Origin of the sequence: Peribacillus aracenensis, from assembly GCF_025175645.1 — a bacterium.
Lineage (GTDB): Bacteria > Bacillota > Bacilli > Bacillales > DSM-1321 > Peribacillus > Peribacillus aracenensis.
Map to the genome: position 1 here is coordinate 116,689 of NZ_JANZMJ010000012.1, position 14,903 is coordinate 131,591.

Sequence of the window (14,903 nt, forward strand, 5' to 3'; positions counted from 1 at the left end):
CCATCACAGCGATTATTCTTTAGTGTATATATCGAATAATCCCGGCGATACTTTAGGAATGTTCATTAAAATAAGCTGTTTCACCTAGCAAGGGTGATGGATGATACTTCTTTGGCCCCAGCCGTGATCATCGCTTTCGCTGCATGCCTGAGCGTTGTGCCTGTCGTGTAAATATCATCGATGATCAATATAGATTTATGCTCCAGCAAATCAGGTTGCATGACCTGAAAAACCTGCGGTAATGAGATTCTCTCTTGCCGAGATTTCTTTGATTGTTTTTCCGTATGGATTCTCGTCAAGGTCTCAACGGTTTGAAGTCCAATGAGATCTGCCAAAGCCTGCCCTTGGTTGAATCCCCGCTCCTTAAGCCGTTCATGACTAAGCGGGATGGCCGTTACCAGGTCAAATTCCATGTCCTTTAACCTTTCTTTCAAAAAAGGGACGAAAACCTCAGCTAATGCATAATCCCCCCGGTACTTATATTTAGCAATAATATCTTTTAAGCATTCATTATAATGAAATAGCGATATGTTCTTCGACAAATAGCCTCCCCATTCCACATCCCTTTCCCATCTTGAACAATCCAGACAGAGGTCACCTGTCCTATATTCCCTGTCCAACTCCCTTGAGCACATTGCACATGTCTCTCCGGTGATCCTATTAAGTTTCCCCTCACATCCTTCGCAGATTGCCCTTGCCTCGGCCCGCTTAAGCAAGCTCCTCCATGTGAAAGCCTGCTTCATTCCCTCATCACAAACAAGACATCTATTCATCGAGCAGCCCCCTTTTCATGGCATCTTTATTCATCATTTGTATATGGTGAACCGCCTCGACCATCGCTTTACTTTTACCGTAATGAAAAAAGGTGATCGTCCCGGCAGGGTTAGCAAAGCTTCTCCCTACCCTGCCGGCAATCTGAACGAGGGCACTTTCAGAAAACACTTCATGTTCAGCACCGATCACGGCTACTTCCAACCGATCAATTGTCACGCCGCGTTCCAGGATGGTCGTTGTCAGTAATCCTGGAATCATTCCATTCCTTAGTTCCATTACCCTTTCCTTTCGATCAGGGTGCCGGGAGTGGACAATCGATAATTTTGGGGACAGTCTCTGGAACAGCGGAATGGCCTGCTCCATCACTTGAATGCTTGGAAAAAACAAGAGGAAGGGGATATGTTGCTTAAGGCGTTCACTTACCCATCCGGTGATTGCGGGGGGAATCTTTTGTTGAAGGAATAGTTTTTGCCAATTGCCGCTCCACTTCATTCCAGGGACAGGAATTGGCTGACGATGATAACGGGCCGGGATTATGACGGCTTTCAATTTACCGCTTCGGTATAGCCGCTGCATTCGTTTCGAGGGTGTGGCGGTCAAGTAGATGGTTGCCGCAGAATCCTTTTTCGATTTATTAACCGCATAATGCAGCGAATCGTCAATGGAGTAGGGAAACGCATCGACTTCATCAACGATGATGACATCGAAAGCCTCAATAAAACGGAAAAGCTGATGTGTCGTGGCAACGGTCAGCGGCGAAAAACCATGTCTATCTGCACTGCCGGCATAGAGGGTCGTGACGTCAATGGCAGGAAAGGCTTTTTTTAACCTTGGGGAGAGTTCGAGAACGACATCGGTCCTTGGTGTTGCCAAACAAATCCGTTTCCCGGCATACAACGCTGCCTCAATCGCTGGAAATAAGACCTCCGTCTTCCCTGCCCCGCAGATAGCCCATTCTGAATACTAAAAAAATGCAAACAAAAAAAAGAAGAGCACAACGTGTTCAGAAAGTGCTGGTAACACTCTCTGAACCATTCGCCTAACTAGACTAGGCAAACACCTGCTGTACCCTTCATTTGCATTTTATTACAGATGCAGAAGCTTAGCAATGGTTTGTCTTGATTCAAGCGAACCGTTGCTTTTCTTATTTAAAAGGGAGCAGTTTTAGTATGAAAAAACGAATCGATGTAATTGCAAATGAAGAATCATATAACAACCTATCCTCTTTCAAAGATATTGAGGAATTAAATAAAACAGTACGAGTATACAAAGATGTTATTTGTGTGGAAGTAAAACGTTCTGATGTTCAATCACGACTTATTGCATTACTCGAGCTATTGAAACGTCATAGCTGCAAGCAAATCGGTGTGAGCTATATGTGTAAGAATACCATTGCAGCTAAGCTTGAAATTTCCTATAAAACAGTTCAACGTTTAATGAAGAAACTTGAAGACCTCGGCATGATCCGCCAGGTACCTATGAAGAGAAAAAAAAATATGATGCAAACAGCTAACGCAATTATCATTCAACCTGTGAAAGATGAAATGACCGGCAAGCCCCCTGTGAAAAAGACCAAGAAGTGTCCGGCCATTAAAACAACTACTGTTTTCTTAAAACAAAATATTAAAAACAATAAACGTAAAGCCGTTGCTCAATTCTCTCATGCGGATAATTCTCCAGAAACCTCTTTAAAACAAGCAAATTTTGTAGCTCATTGGGTTCCAAGTGTATTTAGTAATCTAGTTGGTTCTTTCTACGAAAAAGCTGAAACTATACAGGAATTCTGGAAGGTTATTAAGCAGTGTAATAGAGTAGTTGATTATTCTACTAACAAAAGAGCATTCACAGGTAAACAGGAAATAGAAATCGGAACCAAAGCATTTAAGGAATTTGCTATGAAGGTTAAAAGTGGAGTTAAGATGCATAAAGGACAGTTTGCTTATTTCAACGGGATTGTGAACAAGCTTATGAATGTTCTATACTTTGATGCTGAGTTTATGGACAACCATAATTAATCCCAGATAAGGTTTTTCCTGGCCATGGATCTTGATTTTCTTATGCAACTATCGGGGCAGGTTAGTTCATTAAGCGTAGCGTAGTATATTCGTACTGTACGCAAAGTTTTGTTTCTCAAGACCCTCCTATTGTAAAACTCATAATTTTACCATGATAAATTTTGAATAAATTTCAATTGTAAAGGCAGATTAATTATGAAAGATATGAGTGATATAAATGAGGGGCCTATATGATCCAAGGTAGTGTTAATGATAAGTATAAGGTAGCGCCATTCTATGTATTCTTTTTAGTGCATCCCTTGCAAATAGGAATAGGCGTGTTAAGTTTTCAAAGAGATTTAGCTAAGGCGGCGGGAACGGACGGCTGGATTTCCATACTCCTAGCTGGTCTGATTGTTCATATATTAATTTGGCTTATATATAAGATTTTCAGTATGGTTCCTGGTGATATCATTTCCGCTAATAATCATGTATTTGGAAAGTGGATTGGACATTTCTTCAGTCTCTTATTCATTCTTTACTTTTTTATCCTTGGAATGACGATGATAATCGGCTATATAAATGTCATACATGTTTGGATGTTTCCTATGGTACCTTCTTGGGCGTTTTGTTGTGTTTTCCTAGTCCTGATTTATTATATAAATACAGGAGGGTTCCGTACAGTAACCGGTATTGCCTTTTTATCTGTAGTAGTTTCATACTGGCTTTTGTTTGTACCTTTCTATAGTTTAAAATACGGAAATTTCGCCAATTCCCTTCCAATTTTCAATCATACTTTATTGGAAATAATGAAAGGAACTAGAAGTGTTTCATTAACCATGCTTGGTTTTGAAATTATCCTGATGTTTTATCCTTTCATCAAAAATGCTGAAACATCACAAAAGTATGCTCATGGAGGAGCTTTGGCCACAACGTTATTGGCCTTATTACTTTATTTTGTTTCGACAGTCTTTTATTCACAGAAACAGTTGGCCCTTACCCTATGGCCAACACTCACATTGACCAGTATCATTGAATTGCCCTTTATTCAACGTTTCGAATACATAACTGTTTCTTGGTGGACCATCGTAATCATACCCAACATGGTCATTTATTTATGGGCTGCCAGCAGGGGTGTCAAGCGCTTATTTAATGTCCAGCAAAAGTATCCCTTATGGGTAATGTCCATAATCATACTACTTGTCAATATACTTTTTTTCGATGTCGATTCCTTATATATATTAAATAAAATAATCAATCCATACAGCGTGTGCTTCCTTGTTTTATACTTACCTCTTCTTTTAATTTTCATAAAAATAAAAAAATCGAGGAACCGTTTATGACAAGTTAAACTCCTAGTATGAAATAGCTACTGCATTCGTTAAACGTAATTCCTGCTTGTTGTTTTCTTTTAGAAATGATAACAACTGAGGTGAGTTTTATGTATGTTACACGTATTTATAGTCATTTCATTAATACAGGGTTCTTCCCTGTTTTAGTGCTTAGAGTTGCGATTACTAAAAACAATACATAAAGAGCTACCCCTAATAATGTTTTTTTATTAACTCTATTTAAGGGAATTCCTAACTTCACAGTTTGTGTCAACTCTGAATAAGTCTTAAAGAACTAACGGGTGCGTTAGCTGATAATCTGAGCTGTCTTTAAGGCAGTTTTCTTTATGCAACTAACGAGGCAGATTAGTTTAAAAAATAGGAGAGGGAACCGCCCCTCCCAAATTTAAATTTAAAAATTTTAGTTTTGAATTACTTCCACTAAATGGATCAAGAGGAAAAGGCTTGTACAGTTTTATTTTATACCAGCTTTTTTTAGTGCCTTTGCGACCTCTTTTGCAAACTCCAACGGATTTTGAATTGATTCAAGGTGCATATAAATGAGTCGTGGTCTTTCAAATAACCAGTGGTTGTGTACTGCCGAAACTTTTATATGATCACTCATTTTAATAGCTTTTAAAAAAGGATTCACTTCTTCCTGTAAAAAAACAAGTTCAGCTAAATTTAACGTTTCACTTTTCTTTGAAATTGGTTCAAAACTAAACTCAAGAGAAATTACCATCTCTGATTGAGTAGGTTGACCAAGGATTGTTGGTTTTAGATCCCTTCTCTCCCTTGTTACCATACATACATTATTTTTTTGCTGCGCTTCACCTTTAAGAATTTTTGCGAGTTCCTTACACAAATCTTTAGACATTTAATCACCTCCAAAAAGATATACTTTAGAATATGAAAATAATAAGTTTTCGAAACTAGCCAAAAGTTTATATATTAGAAAATGGACTAAATTAGATATTTATTAAACAGCAATCGTGTTTCATAGTTTCATAGAGCACGAAATGAAATCATTAAATGAGTGGTTTCCTTTTTTTGTTCAGTGGATCCTAAAGAAAAAGGGATAAAAATGTTTAGCCGAATATATAAGTGTTTAAAACCCTCGCTGGATAAATATATAAAACCACCCTACAATTGACAACGCCTTTAAATTAGCTAAATTATTAGGTGTGAAGGTCGATGATTTATACGAGGAGGATGAGGAATGAAAAGGCTATTGACTGTGGGATTAGCAGCAATGCTTCTTTCAGCGTGCGGGAACGAGGAAGAAGTAGAAGAAAAAACAGCAAAAATCACAAGTAAAGAATATAACAAAATTAAAGAGGGTATGACTCTTGAAGAGGTTAAAACCATAGTAGGCGGGAAAGAGAAAAGTAAAGATGATTACGGTACTTATATTGATTATAATTTTGATGGTGAAAATGGGGTTGAAAAAGATGCAAGTGTTGTCTTGGAGTTTAATAAAAAGGGAAATTTAGATGTAAAGGTGGAACGTGGGTTATTATATCCTCATGCTACAGAAGCATCAACAGAAGAAGATACGGAAGAGGACCCTACAGAGAGCTTAAAAAATCATATAGAATATCAACTTACCGAAGATGATGATTTTAATATTGTCAATTTAGAGGTCAACGAGGATATGGGGACCGATACCGAAGACGATAAAATTGTTATCCTTACACTTTTGGGAAGTGAAAACCTAACGGCAAAGATGACAGCCAATGGATTATTTGAAAATAGCAATGTAGTATTTCAGAGTTTGTTTGAAAATACAGACGTAGAAGAAGCTGTTTTGTTTTGGCAACTCCCTGTTACGGATTCAAAAGGGAACACATCAGAGAAAAATGTACTAAAAATCACGCTAACTCGAAATACATTTGAAGATATAAACTGGGAAAATTTCGATTACCATGATTATGAGTCTGTTGCAGATGATTACATGGAATTAATCCAGTTTCCGGAATAGTATTATGAACATTAATATCAAAGTGCGCTTACACACAAAAGGGAATAATTTTTTGCAAAGTGGAAACTTCCCTGTTATGAATTCAGACTTTAAAAAGGATCCTGACTGGACGGCAGCTATTGCGGCTTACGAATGGATTCAGCAGATTAAAATTAAGTTTGCTGCAAGTGATGATTTTAGAATAGATCAAGTGGTTTATAACGAGGATATTGATATTACGGAGTTAGTTAAGAGGGTTAAGCCTATAAATTAGATTATCGAATTTTTAAAGGCCATCTTTTGGTACTCTAAAAAGAGGAGTTATTAATGATGAAAGCATATATAGAAATCCCTTTGCCGTTTGTTTTGCCAATTGAAGAGGGGAATAAAATTGTTTCGAACTATAACGATAAGTCTTTTAAAATCGATTTTGAACACAATATTTTATATGTAACAGAAAACAAAGTGGATTTTGAGGAAATAAATCATACACAACTAAATATAACATACGTGTATGATGGTGAAGGAGTGCCTTCAGAAACAAACGATTTATTGAGAGGAATTATTTATAATTGTCTAGGTTATGTAAATGACTTTCTATCATCTTTACGCTTCACGCATGGACTAAATTATATAAAAAATATAAGTATATATGAATTACCTGACCAACTTCCTGTTGAGGTAGATGGTCAGACTTATTTATACATAACTTCACCAATGAAGCTAATTGAAGAAAGAGAGATTTTAAACTCTAATGATTTAGCCAAGGTTCAATCAAACAGGGCAACCTGGGAAAAGTACCCTGAAATTGGATTAGTGGATCGTTTTCACTCTAATGCAAAACATTCTTTAGCTTCAGAAAATTTTATTTCTGCAATTATTGACCTTCAAACATCATTCGAAATTTTCATTAGAAATACTATACGCTTAGCCATTACATTAGATGGTAATAAACAAAAAAAATCTAAACTAGAAATAGAAAAGGAAATTGAAAACAAAAAAAATATTTATTTCAGAAATCTAATTGAACATCACCTTTCCAAAAAGCTAGATGAAGATCTTGATTTTAATAAACATATAGTTGTTAAAGAATGGTATGAAAAGTTATATAAATTACGAAATAATATAGTTCATAGCGGTAAATATCATGTAAATAATCACGAAGCACAAGAAGCTTACGACAGTTACGTAAAACTTAGAAATTATATTTCTAATAGGTTAGTTGAAAAGAATTACTTGAGTAAAGAGGGATATGTTAATCTTAAAATTTTTGAAGAAATTTATTCTAATCCTTTAAAAGATGAAGAAATACGTGAAAAATTAATGAAGTATAATTTACTACCAAGAGGAGTAGACTTTTCAACAACAGAATAAGAAGTAGCTCTGAAGTTTAAAAAAATGGTAAGTTTAAAAGCCCCTTAATTAGAGGGGCTTTTTATTATGCAGCAAACAATTCAGTGAACGTAGCTTTGCCTGCCTTATTATCTGCAGTAATCTTTTTAGCTTTCTGGAACTTATACAAAGCCGACTCAGTACCTTTTCCGAAGATAGAATCAAGTGATCCAGGGTTATATCCTTCCAAATAAAGTGCAGCCTGTAGAATCCATGTAAGATTGCCTTTTGCACTTTTTTGGACAGTAACAATGGAATCTTTTGTTTTAGCTCCCCATTTACCGTCCACAACTAGTTTTTTATTAAACTGCTTATTAAGCTCAGTTTGTAATGCTTTGATTAGTGCAGATTGAGTTTTAGGGCCATTAATGCCGTCCACAACAAGATCAGCATCATAACGAATATTTAATGTTTTTTGAATGGACCTGATTGTTTCATCCCCTTTGTTCTTCGATGGCTCCTTAGTAATCTCTGAAGCTACCTCAGTCTTAGGCGGGATAGTAACAACAGTTTCACCATCGGGCTTAAATTTCAAAGAAAGACTTGGTCTTTTGCCTGCATTCATCTGTGAATAGGTTAGTCCACCCGTCATTTCCAAGTGAGGATAATCTTTAAAGCCTGTCCAATCTCCACCCCATTTAAATCCTAATTCCTTACCAATAGCAGCTACCCGTCTCCATTTAGCATTAATTGTCCACAAGGCAGTTTTACCGTCATCACTTACAAGGAAATAGTCAATTGCTACACCATGGTTATGGAAAGATTGTCCTGGCAATGCCTTTGTCACCTGTGGCTTGGACAGGTTGCTATAATTTTTACCCTTATAGCTATAAAAACGACCTTGTCCGTATAGAGCCGCCTGTTCTTCCATTGAACGAAAACCTGCGCAGATTTGTGCGTAAATCCCTTCTTTATAGGCACGCTTAATCATTTCTAAAGCTGAGGCTTTAACCACTGAATTCATACCAGAACCCATGTTTTTCACTGAACGATCCAATAACGTTTGCAATGCTACTGTCATTTTCCATCGTCTCCTTTTAATTTAAATTCATAATAAAAAGCCACCCGATGGGCAGCTTACTTTAATCCATTCTTTTTCAAGACTTCTTCTTGTTTTTGAGCTTTTTTAGTCACTAAATATTGATTCTTATATACTCCATATAAAGCAAATCCAAGAGGGACAACAGCAGTAAGGAAGTTAATAAATGTGTTGATTGTATTTTCATTGAACCATTCAACCTGATAACCTAGCGATTGAAAAAATAAAAGCAGTGCCCCGAGAGCACCGCCAATCATTGCTACATATTGTTTTATTTTATCCATAATTGATTTCCTCCTACATAAAATAAGTAATTGCTCCCCATGCTGTCCCTAAAACTACACCAACAATCCCACCTGCTCCAAAGGCAGCTTTGAGTACATCTGCTCTAGATGTAAGTTTCGCAGTTTTAATGCCATACATTTGTTCAAGTAAAGTCGCATTAAGTTTATTCTGTTCTGTAAGCATATCTTTTGTTGAACTAAATTCCTTAAGTACCACGTTTTGAGTAGATAACTGCATTTTTTCCATATTAGAAATTTTTTCAGTGACAATACCGTAATTAGATTCTAATTGTGTAATCCTTTGTTCGTGATTTTCTAATCTTTGTGGCATGTCCATCTCCTCCAATGTCCATGACCCCCTTCAATAAATTCTCTCTATATATTTATCTTTGCTTCTAAAGCTGCTAGTCGTTCTTCTAGGTTGGATATCTTCTCATCTTGAGACTTGACTTGTTCTTTTAGTAAAGCAATTTCCTCTTCATGTTCACGAGTAATAGGGATAAGTGGAGTCCATAGTCGGTCATACATTAACCCCTCTACTTCGCGAGTCCCGTCTTCTTTAAATGGGCCGTATATAACATATTCCGGAAGTCCTGCCTCTATAACATCTTCAGCGATAAGTCCTGGAACCCTTGATATTTCAGGAATATCTACCTCATCCCAATCTACTATCTCACCATCTTGTTCCCTTGTAAGCGCATCGGCATAAGCTTCCGTAGCTGATTTGTCATACCATGTTTTAGGGATAAGGTTTAGTATCTTGCGAGAGTCTAATTTCGACTCCTCAATTTCAAGCTTATATTTGGTGGCTGAGGTTGTCCTACCAATTACTCCACTAGAAGTTACATACATATTAGCTGCAGGAGAATAAGTACGATTGTAAACGTCTATTGATTGAACATAATTGGGAGAAGCTGTGGCATCAGAACCTAAGGTTAATATTGTTCCCGCTGATGTATTCTGTAACACCAGTTTTCCTTCGGCTTCAAAACTACCACCAGTCCCTTGAATAATGCATCGGGTACCAGTTAAATATATATTACCTGTGGTACCTACTGTAAATCTTCTCGTACTACCTGTGAAGAATTGCAAGGCACCTTTAGTATTAGAAGCATCGTCGGGAGCCTCAAATATCTTCCAACCGTTTCCCCCCAGCCATTCTATACCCTCGTTACCACCAGGATCAGCAAAAGTGAGTCGATCCACATTATTTATTGGTTTATTATTCATGTTCAAACCAGTATCAACATGCATGTCGATTGAACCATTAAATTTCCCGTCATACCACGACGTATAGCTAGGGTCTATATAAGTACTGTGCTTAAGGGTGCCGTCTAGATTTTGTCTTTCTAGATTTACCCATCCACCGAAGAAAGAGTAACCCTTCCATGCTTGCTTGTTGTGCGTTGATTTTACCGTTAAAAACCCGTTCTTTACCTCTGCTATAACAGGAACGTTTGACTCTGACTCGTCGAACGTAGTCCCATTACTTGTTATAGCTCCAGAAAATGTACCTGTAGCGCCGTCTAGATTTCCTTTTAACGTTACGTTACCGTTGGTATCTACTATGAAATTTCCTCCTGCCAAGTTCATAGTTACACCTTTAATATCTCCAGCCTTGATATTACCAAGGTCTGACGATATGGCTGATAATTCTTTTACTGACAGTTTACCAACATCTACGGCTCCTGCTGCTATCTTATCGGCAATAACAGCACCTGCGGCTATTTTGTCAGCACCTACGGCTCCAACTGCAAGTTTCGCTGCTGAAATAGCTCCTGCTAATATCTTTTCTGATGTAACCGAGTTTACGGATAAAGCGTTAGCTAGAATACTACCTGGAACAAACAACGACCCATCTAGTATAGTCGTATTAGGGACTACTAAATGGGTACCACTTTTATTAACAAATACTAATAGATCATCGGGTCCAAGTGTCGGAAATATATTAGAACCATAAAAGCTAGTAGGATCACTAAACTTCCAATAAATGTACGCTAGATTAGTATTTGCGTTTGCTATTTTATAGGACTTTCCTTTATAGCTGATATTGACATCCGTCCACGATATATAACCCGTAGACGGACTATTGTCAAATACATTCATGCTGTATCACTCCTTTTTAGAAGAGAAAATGAGTAGCCAAGTTCAACTTATCCTCACCTATAGAACCTGCCCCTAGTTGTGCGCCTCCTACTGCTCCATTGGCAATATTACCAGAGCCGACAGCTCCAGTTCCTAGTTTACCGGAAGTAACGGCACCGTTTGCTAATTCTGTCGAGCCTACAACTCCACTAGCAATCTTACCTGATGTTACAGCACCAGAAGCCAACGCTGTACTTCCAACTGCACCTGTTCCAATCTTACCTGAAGTGACTGCTCCAGATGCAATGGTTGTATCCGTTACTGCATTCGCGGCAATCTTTCCTGCGGTAACCCCACCTGTGGCTATTTCGGTTCCTGTTACAGCATTCGGTGCAATTTGAGTGGTTGTTACTGCGTTAGTTGCTATTTCAGTTGTACCAACCGCGTTAGCACCAATTTTACCTGAAGTGACTGCCCCCGAAGCTAAAGCTGTACTTCCTACCGCACCAGAACCAATTTTAGCTGATGTAACTGCACCTGAGCCTAACTTAACCTCAGTTACTGCCCCATCACCCATTTGAATCGATCCGATTGCACCATTTGCGATTTTAGATGTTATTACAGCACCTGCGGCTAGCTCACCAGAACCAATCGATCCATCCATTAACGCACCACCAGGAGTTAACTTACCTGCTGTCATCGTGCTCGTGAATTTGCCGCCATCATTGATACCGACCAGGACATCGTCATTAGTCAAAACTGGTTTTGTGTCGGAAACTTGTAATGCTGTGTTTGGAGTTGCTGAGAATTTCCACCATAAGTACTTTTTGTTCGTATTACCATTTGCTAAAGTGTAAGTCACACCTTTGTAAACAATGTTTATATCCGACCATGCTACAAATCCAGCTGACGGACTGTTATCAGCAACTGTGTAACCATCAATCATGTGAGATGCTAAGTTTAAATCCGATGTTTGGATCCTTCGTTCACCGACTCCTCCTAACTCCCTCATTTGTTGCATACGATAAGTCACATCATGTAAAACACTAGCGAATTCTTGATTCATTGTCTCTCTAACACTTGCAAACTCATCGGAAATAACCCCAGATACGATTCTTTTAATATATTTTTTTAACATGCTCATTTCCTCCTCAAATTAGAAAATCAAATGTGATGACCACTTCATCTTTTCTTCACTAATGGAGGCTCCATCAATTTTCTGTCCATTCATGCTAGTCCCATCTGGTGCCGTCCAACTATCAACTATATCCTTTGCTGCTTGTGCAATTGAATCGGTAATACTTAACCATTTAATACCGTTATACTGCATTGGTGTGACCGTACCGTCCTCTAAAGGTTTAAACCATAAATCACCTCCTTTCGGGTTTTCAGGTTCTTCTTCGCCGTAATAGTTTTTATTTTTACCATTTGCGCTTGTTAAAGCTGTATTAGCTTGGGTTTGTGCGGCTTCGGCTTTCTTGTCTGCGGCTTCGGCTTTCTTATCTGCGTCTGCTGCTTTTTTGTCTGCTTCACCTGCTAAAAGCTTGTTGTCTGTAAAAGAAACGTCTACCGTTCCTACTATCATAAAAAACTCCCTTTCTATAAATTAAAAAAGTCCTAAGCTCCTAAAATAAGGGCTTAAGACTTCCTCTTAGTAATATACCTGGTTTAACTATTCCGCTCTGATCGTTTCTTTTGCTCGATACAAAACATTGTTCCGACGCTTCCATTCTTCTACTTCATGGGAAAAAGCAAAGCCTTGTAAAATCCACTTCGTACCGGCTTTATCATAGTAATAATTCACCGTTTCGGCTTCGTGGTGTTCGTCTTCTGGCGTTATCGTTCCTTCTGTAAAGGTATAGTTAATTTTATAGACTAAAGAACGGCTGCGGACATCCACACAATATAAAGTAGGCATATCACCGTTTGAAATATTTCCGTTTGATCCTCCATAGGTCACATACAAATAGGGAAAATCTAAAGTAGCACTTTGATAGACTTGTTTAGCAGATATGCCGAAGTCTGTAGCCGTTAAAGAATATAAGATTTTATAGATCCCCGCGTCCATATCGGCTTTTTTTGCAATTTTAAAAGTCGCTTTTTCTCTAAGTCCATCTGTTAATAAATAATATCCATTTTTATCGTCTAAATTAAACCGGGTATTTGCGGCGTAAATGCTTTTAATTGAGCTATCGCCCCATTTAAGTAGCTTTCCCGCTGTATAAGGGAACTTGACTAAGTAATTCTTATTTTGGGCCACATCTTTAAAAGGAGAATAAATATATACTTTTCCACTTTCGATTTTAAGACCAAAATGTGATCCGTGACCGCCGTGTTTACATACCATTCTATCTAAAATAGTGCCGCTTAAATCAGTGCGTGTTATAGAGTAACTTTCCCCGGCTGCAATATCCGCATCTGTTACTAAAGATCCTCTATAACCTTGCGCCCAATAGATATGATTGTTTGTTGCGTCTACGGCTGCATATTGGGCCACGCTAGAATTAAAATCTGTGTCGCCTGGGTTCGGTTCGTTTTGAAGACGACAAAAGAAAGCAAAGTCTTTTTCTTCTGCAAAAATGACCGGCTTTGTTGTTTCGTCGTTCACACTGCAGCGTATTGTATAAGCCGCTACTTCCCGGCCTACCTCTATTACGTTTCCCACTCCTACGTGTGCTGCTTCCCATTTCTCTACATGGGCGCCTTCATTGTCTAGCATTTCCCACACAAAGCCCTCTTTTGGTATTTGGGCCGTTATATTGTCCAGTCCCTCAAATACACGAATAATAAGCCGTTTCTTTTCGCTGCTGCTGCTAAAGTCCAAACCATCGGGCGTGAACATTTCAATTTTCCAGCTTGTTTTCTCCTGTATAGCCTGTAGGGCCTGGGAAGCCAGGGCTTGAAGTTTCCATATCTCATTAGGGGTAACAGTGTTTATGGTGACAAATTCACCCAATACGACGTTATTCGTTGAGCTGTCGGCCTGGCTATAATTCGTTTCTAATACGCGGGCCGTAATTGTTAAAGGTGGATTCATTTCGTGATCTATAACGGCAATTGTATCGCCTAGCCCTGGCAAAGTATCCAATAAAGCTACGTCCACGCTATACGTATATTTAGGGTGGTTATATGTTTTCATTTGCTCTTTGCCCCATGTTAAAAGCCCTGCGGGGCTTATAATATCCTCATTTACTATAAACCCTTCTAAATACGCGTCGCCGTTATTATATTTGTCGTTTGCTTCTTCATCTAAAATAAAAGGCAGATATTCATAATTATTAGATCCTGGGACCTTTACTTTATTTACGCTGGTAATTGTGGAACGTTGCCCCTTTGCATTTTGCCCGCCGAATACAAATAGTTTTGTATAAAATTCTAAATTAGATTTGGTTCGGGTTGCCCCTTTTAGATTATGCCGATACTCAAAACGCTGGCCTGTTACTTCTCCTAATTGTTCGGTAAAAAAGACGCGCTTTTCTATAATGTTTCCTTTTGAAATTACGGCGTATGCTTCTAATTCGATGGAAAAGTCTTTTGTGGCATTATCTAAAGCCGCCTGGGCTTTGCCTTCGCTTACTGTATAAGATTTTGTCCCACCATTAAAAAAGTTATTAAACTCGTCTAATGTCCAGCCGCTACGCTGAAAAATATAGCTGATAACATCTTTTGAACTGGCAGCCGTCCAGGTCTTTTCCTCTAAAAAAGTATGATTTAATTTCCAAGCTAAAGAATTAATAGCGTCCACCTTTTTTAAATGGCCCAGGCCGTTTATAACATCGCCTTTATCATAAATAGTGAATAATTTAAACCGATTGTTACTATCCGCTATAAGTAGCTGTGTACCTGTATCTAATAAATCCGTTTCCTCATAGCCATAAGGGACATCCAGCGTTAAAGTCTCGGCCCATATCTTGCCGCTTTCGTCTGCTATTTTAGAGCTATGCACTTCGTTATAAAAAGGGCAGGCCCCGGCGCTGTTATTGTCTAAATATCCTATAATTTTATCGTCGCTATTTAAAATATAAATCATCTGTTTCCCGCTCC

Annotated in this window: 15 protein-coding genes; 5 read left to right on the forward strand and 10 right to left on the reverse strand. The window is 38.2% G+C overall.

Annotated features, from left to right (window positions below; genetic code table 11):
* Positions 1-80: 80 nt before the first annotated feature.
* Entirely contained in the window at positions 81-773 is a 693-nt protein-coding gene (locus tag N0M92_RS14040; protein WP_260286337.1) for a ComF family protein, read from the reverse strand.
* Positions 766-1,722 carry a DEAD/DEAH box helicase family protein gene (locus N0M92_RS14045; protein WP_260286371.1) on the reverse strand — a complete coding sequence of 319 codons (957 nt, stop codon included), beginning with the start codon at positions 1,720-1,722 and terminating at the stop codon, positions 766-768. Before N0M92_RS14045 ends, N0M92_RS14040 begins: the two co-directional genes overlap by 8 nt.
* A gap of 221 nt (positions 1,723-1,943) precedes the next feature.
* On the opposite strand from N0M92_RS14045, the gene N0M92_RS14050 reads away from it, so the two are divergent.
* Both N0M92_RS14050 and N0M92_RS14055 read left to right on the forward strand, forming a co-directional pair.
* Entirely contained in the window at positions 1,944-2,789 is an 846-nt protein-coding gene (locus N0M92_RS14050) for a helix-turn-helix domain-containing protein (RefSeq protein ID WP_260286338.1), read from the forward strand.
* A 230-nt stretch (positions 2,790-3,019) separates the two neighbouring features.
* Positions 3,020-4,111, forward strand: coding sequence for a spore germination protein (locus N0M92_RS14055; protein WP_260286339.1), 1,092 nt, complete (start codon positions 3,020-3,022; stop codon positions 4,109-4,111).
* A gap of 463 nt (positions 4,112-4,574) precedes the next feature.
* Here the strand turns inward: N0M92_RS14055 and N0M92_RS14060 are convergent, their stop codons facing one another.
* Positions 4,575-4,976 (reverse strand): DUF1259 domain-containing protein, encoded by a 402-nt coding sequence (locus N0M92_RS14060; RefSeq protein WP_260286341.1) that lies wholly within the window; start codon positions 4,974-4,976, stop codon positions 4,575-4,577.
* Between the two features lie 342 nt (positions 4,977-5,318).
* On the opposite strand from N0M92_RS14060, the gene N0M92_RS14065 reads away from it, so the two are divergent.
* Genes N0M92_RS14065 through N0M92_RS14075 form a run of 3 tightly spaced genes read left to right on the forward strand, consistent with a single transcriptional unit; the run spans position 5,319 to position 7,433 of the window.
* Positions 5,319-6,080, forward strand: coding sequence for a hypothetical protein (locus N0M92_RS14065; RefSeq protein ID WP_260286342.1), 762 nt, complete (start codon positions 5,319-5,321; stop codon positions 6,078-6,080).
* Positions 6,081-6,084: 4 nt separating this feature from the next.
* The gene (locus N0M92_RS14070) at positions 6,085-6,333 is read left to right on the forward strand and encodes a hypothetical protein (protein WP_260286343.1); all 249 of its coding nucleotides are present in this window, start codon (positions 6,085-6,087) and stop codon (positions 6,331-6,333) included.
* A 53-nt stretch (positions 6,334-6,386) separates the two neighbouring features.
* The gene (locus tag N0M92_RS14075; RefSeq protein ID WP_260286344.1) at positions 6,387-7,433 is read left to right on the forward strand and encodes a HEPN domain-containing protein; all 1,047 of its coding nucleotides are present in this window, start codon (positions 6,387-6,389) and stop codon (positions 7,431-7,433) included.
* Between the two features lie 64 nt (positions 7,434-7,497).
* On the opposite strand, the gene N0M92_RS14080 is transcribed toward N0M92_RS14075, so the two are convergent.
* From N0M92_RS14080 to N0M92_RS14110, 7 genes are all read right to left on the reverse strand, one after another.
* On the reverse strand, positions 7,498-8,472 hold the full coding sequence (locus N0M92_RS14080; RefSeq protein WP_260286345.1) for a peptidoglycan-binding protein: 975 nt from the start codon (positions 8,470-8,472) through the stop codon (positions 7,498-7,500).
* 56 nt (positions 8,473-8,528) lie between these two features.
* Positions 8,529-8,774, reverse strand: a complete 246-nt coding sequence (locus N0M92_RS14085; protein ID WP_260286347.1) for an SPP1 phage holin family protein — start codon at positions 8,772-8,774, stop codon at positions 8,529-8,531.
* A 13-nt stretch (positions 8,775-8,787) separates the two neighbouring features.
* Positions 8,788-9,105 carry a hypothetical protein gene (locus tag N0M92_RS14090; RefSeq protein WP_260286348.1) on the reverse strand — a complete coding sequence of 106 codons (318 nt, stop codon included), beginning with the start codon at positions 9,103-9,105 and terminating at the stop codon, positions 8,788-8,790.
* Positions 9,106-9,149: 44 nt separating this feature from the next.
* Positions 9,150-10,880, reverse strand: coding sequence for a hypothetical protein (locus N0M92_RS14095; protein WP_260286349.1), 1,731 nt, complete (start codon positions 10,878-10,880; stop codon positions 9,150-9,152).
* Between the two features lie 16 nt (positions 10,881-10,896).
* Positions 10,897-11,997, reverse strand: coding sequence for a hypothetical protein (locus tag N0M92_RS14100; RefSeq protein ID WP_260286350.1), 1,101 nt, complete (start codon positions 11,995-11,997; stop codon positions 10,897-10,899).
* Between the two features lie 18 nt (positions 11,998-12,015).
* On the reverse strand, positions 12,016-12,444 hold the full coding sequence (locus N0M92_RS14105) for a hypothetical protein (RefSeq protein ID WP_260286351.1): 429 nt from the start codon (positions 12,442-12,444) through the stop codon (positions 12,016-12,018).
* Between the two features lie 87 nt (positions 12,445-12,531).
* A complete protein-coding gene (locus N0M92_RS14110; RefSeq protein ID WP_260286352.1) occupies positions 12,532-14,889 on the reverse strand; it encodes a phage baseplate protein in 2,358 nt (785 codons plus the stop codon).
* Positions 14,890-14,903: the final 14 nt, after the last annotated feature.

Bases quoted from the DNA above. Each gene is read 5' to 3' on its own strand.
- N0M92_RS14090 (WP_260286348.1), bottom strand. From the start codon at position 9,105: ATGCCACAAAGATTAGAAAATCACGAACAAAGGATTACACAATTAGAA.
- N0M92_RS14055 (WP_260286339.1), top strand. From the start codon at position 3,020: ATGATCCAAGGTAGTGTTAATGATAAGTATAAGGTAGCGCCATTCTAT.
- N0M92_RS14080 (WP_260286345.1), bottom strand. From the start codon at position 8,472: ATGACAGTAGCATTGCAAACGTTATTGGATCGTTCAGTGAAAAACATG.
- N0M92_RS14110 (WP_260286352.1), bottom strand. From the start codon at position 14,889: ATGATTTATATTTTAAATAGCGACGATAAAATTATAGGATATTTAGAC.
- N0M92_RS14085 (WP_260286347.1), bottom strand. From the start codon at position 8,774: ATGGATAAAATAAAACAATATGTAGCAATGATTGGCGGTGCTCTCGGG.
- N0M92_RS14050 (WP_260286338.1), top strand. From the start codon at position 1,944: ATGAAAAAACGAATCGATGTAATTGCAAATGAAGAATCATATAACAAC.
- N0M92_RS14105 (WP_260286351.1), bottom strand. From the start codon at position 12,444: ATGATAGTAGGAACGGTAGACGTTTCTTTTACAGACAACAAGCTTTTA.
- N0M92_RS14065 (WP_260286342.1), top strand. From the start codon at position 5,319: ATGAAAAGGCTATTGACTGTGGGATTAGCAGCAATGCTTCTTTCAGCG.
- N0M92_RS14070 (WP_260286343.1), top strand. From the start codon at position 6,085: ATGAACATTAATATCAAAGTGCGCTTACACACAAAAGGGAATAATTTT.
- N0M92_RS14100 (WP_260286350.1), bottom strand. From the start codon at position 11,997: ATGTTAAAAAAATATATTAAAAGAATCGTATCTGGGGTTATTTCCGAT.
- N0M92_RS14095 (WP_260286349.1), bottom strand. From the start codon at position 10,880: ATGAATGTATTTGACAATAGTCCGTCTACGGGTTATATATCGTGGACG.
- N0M92_RS14040 (WP_260286337.1), bottom strand. From the start codon at position 773: ATGAATAGATGTCTTGTTTGTGATGAGGGAATGAAGCAGGCTTTCACA.
- N0M92_RS14060 (WP_260286341.1), bottom strand. From the start codon at position 4,976: ATGTCTAAAGATTTGTGTAAGGAACTCGCAAAAATTCTTAAAGGTGAA.
- N0M92_RS14075 (WP_260286344.1), top strand. From the start codon at position 6,387: ATGATGAAAGCATATATAGAAATCCCTTTGCCGTTTGTTTTGCCAATT.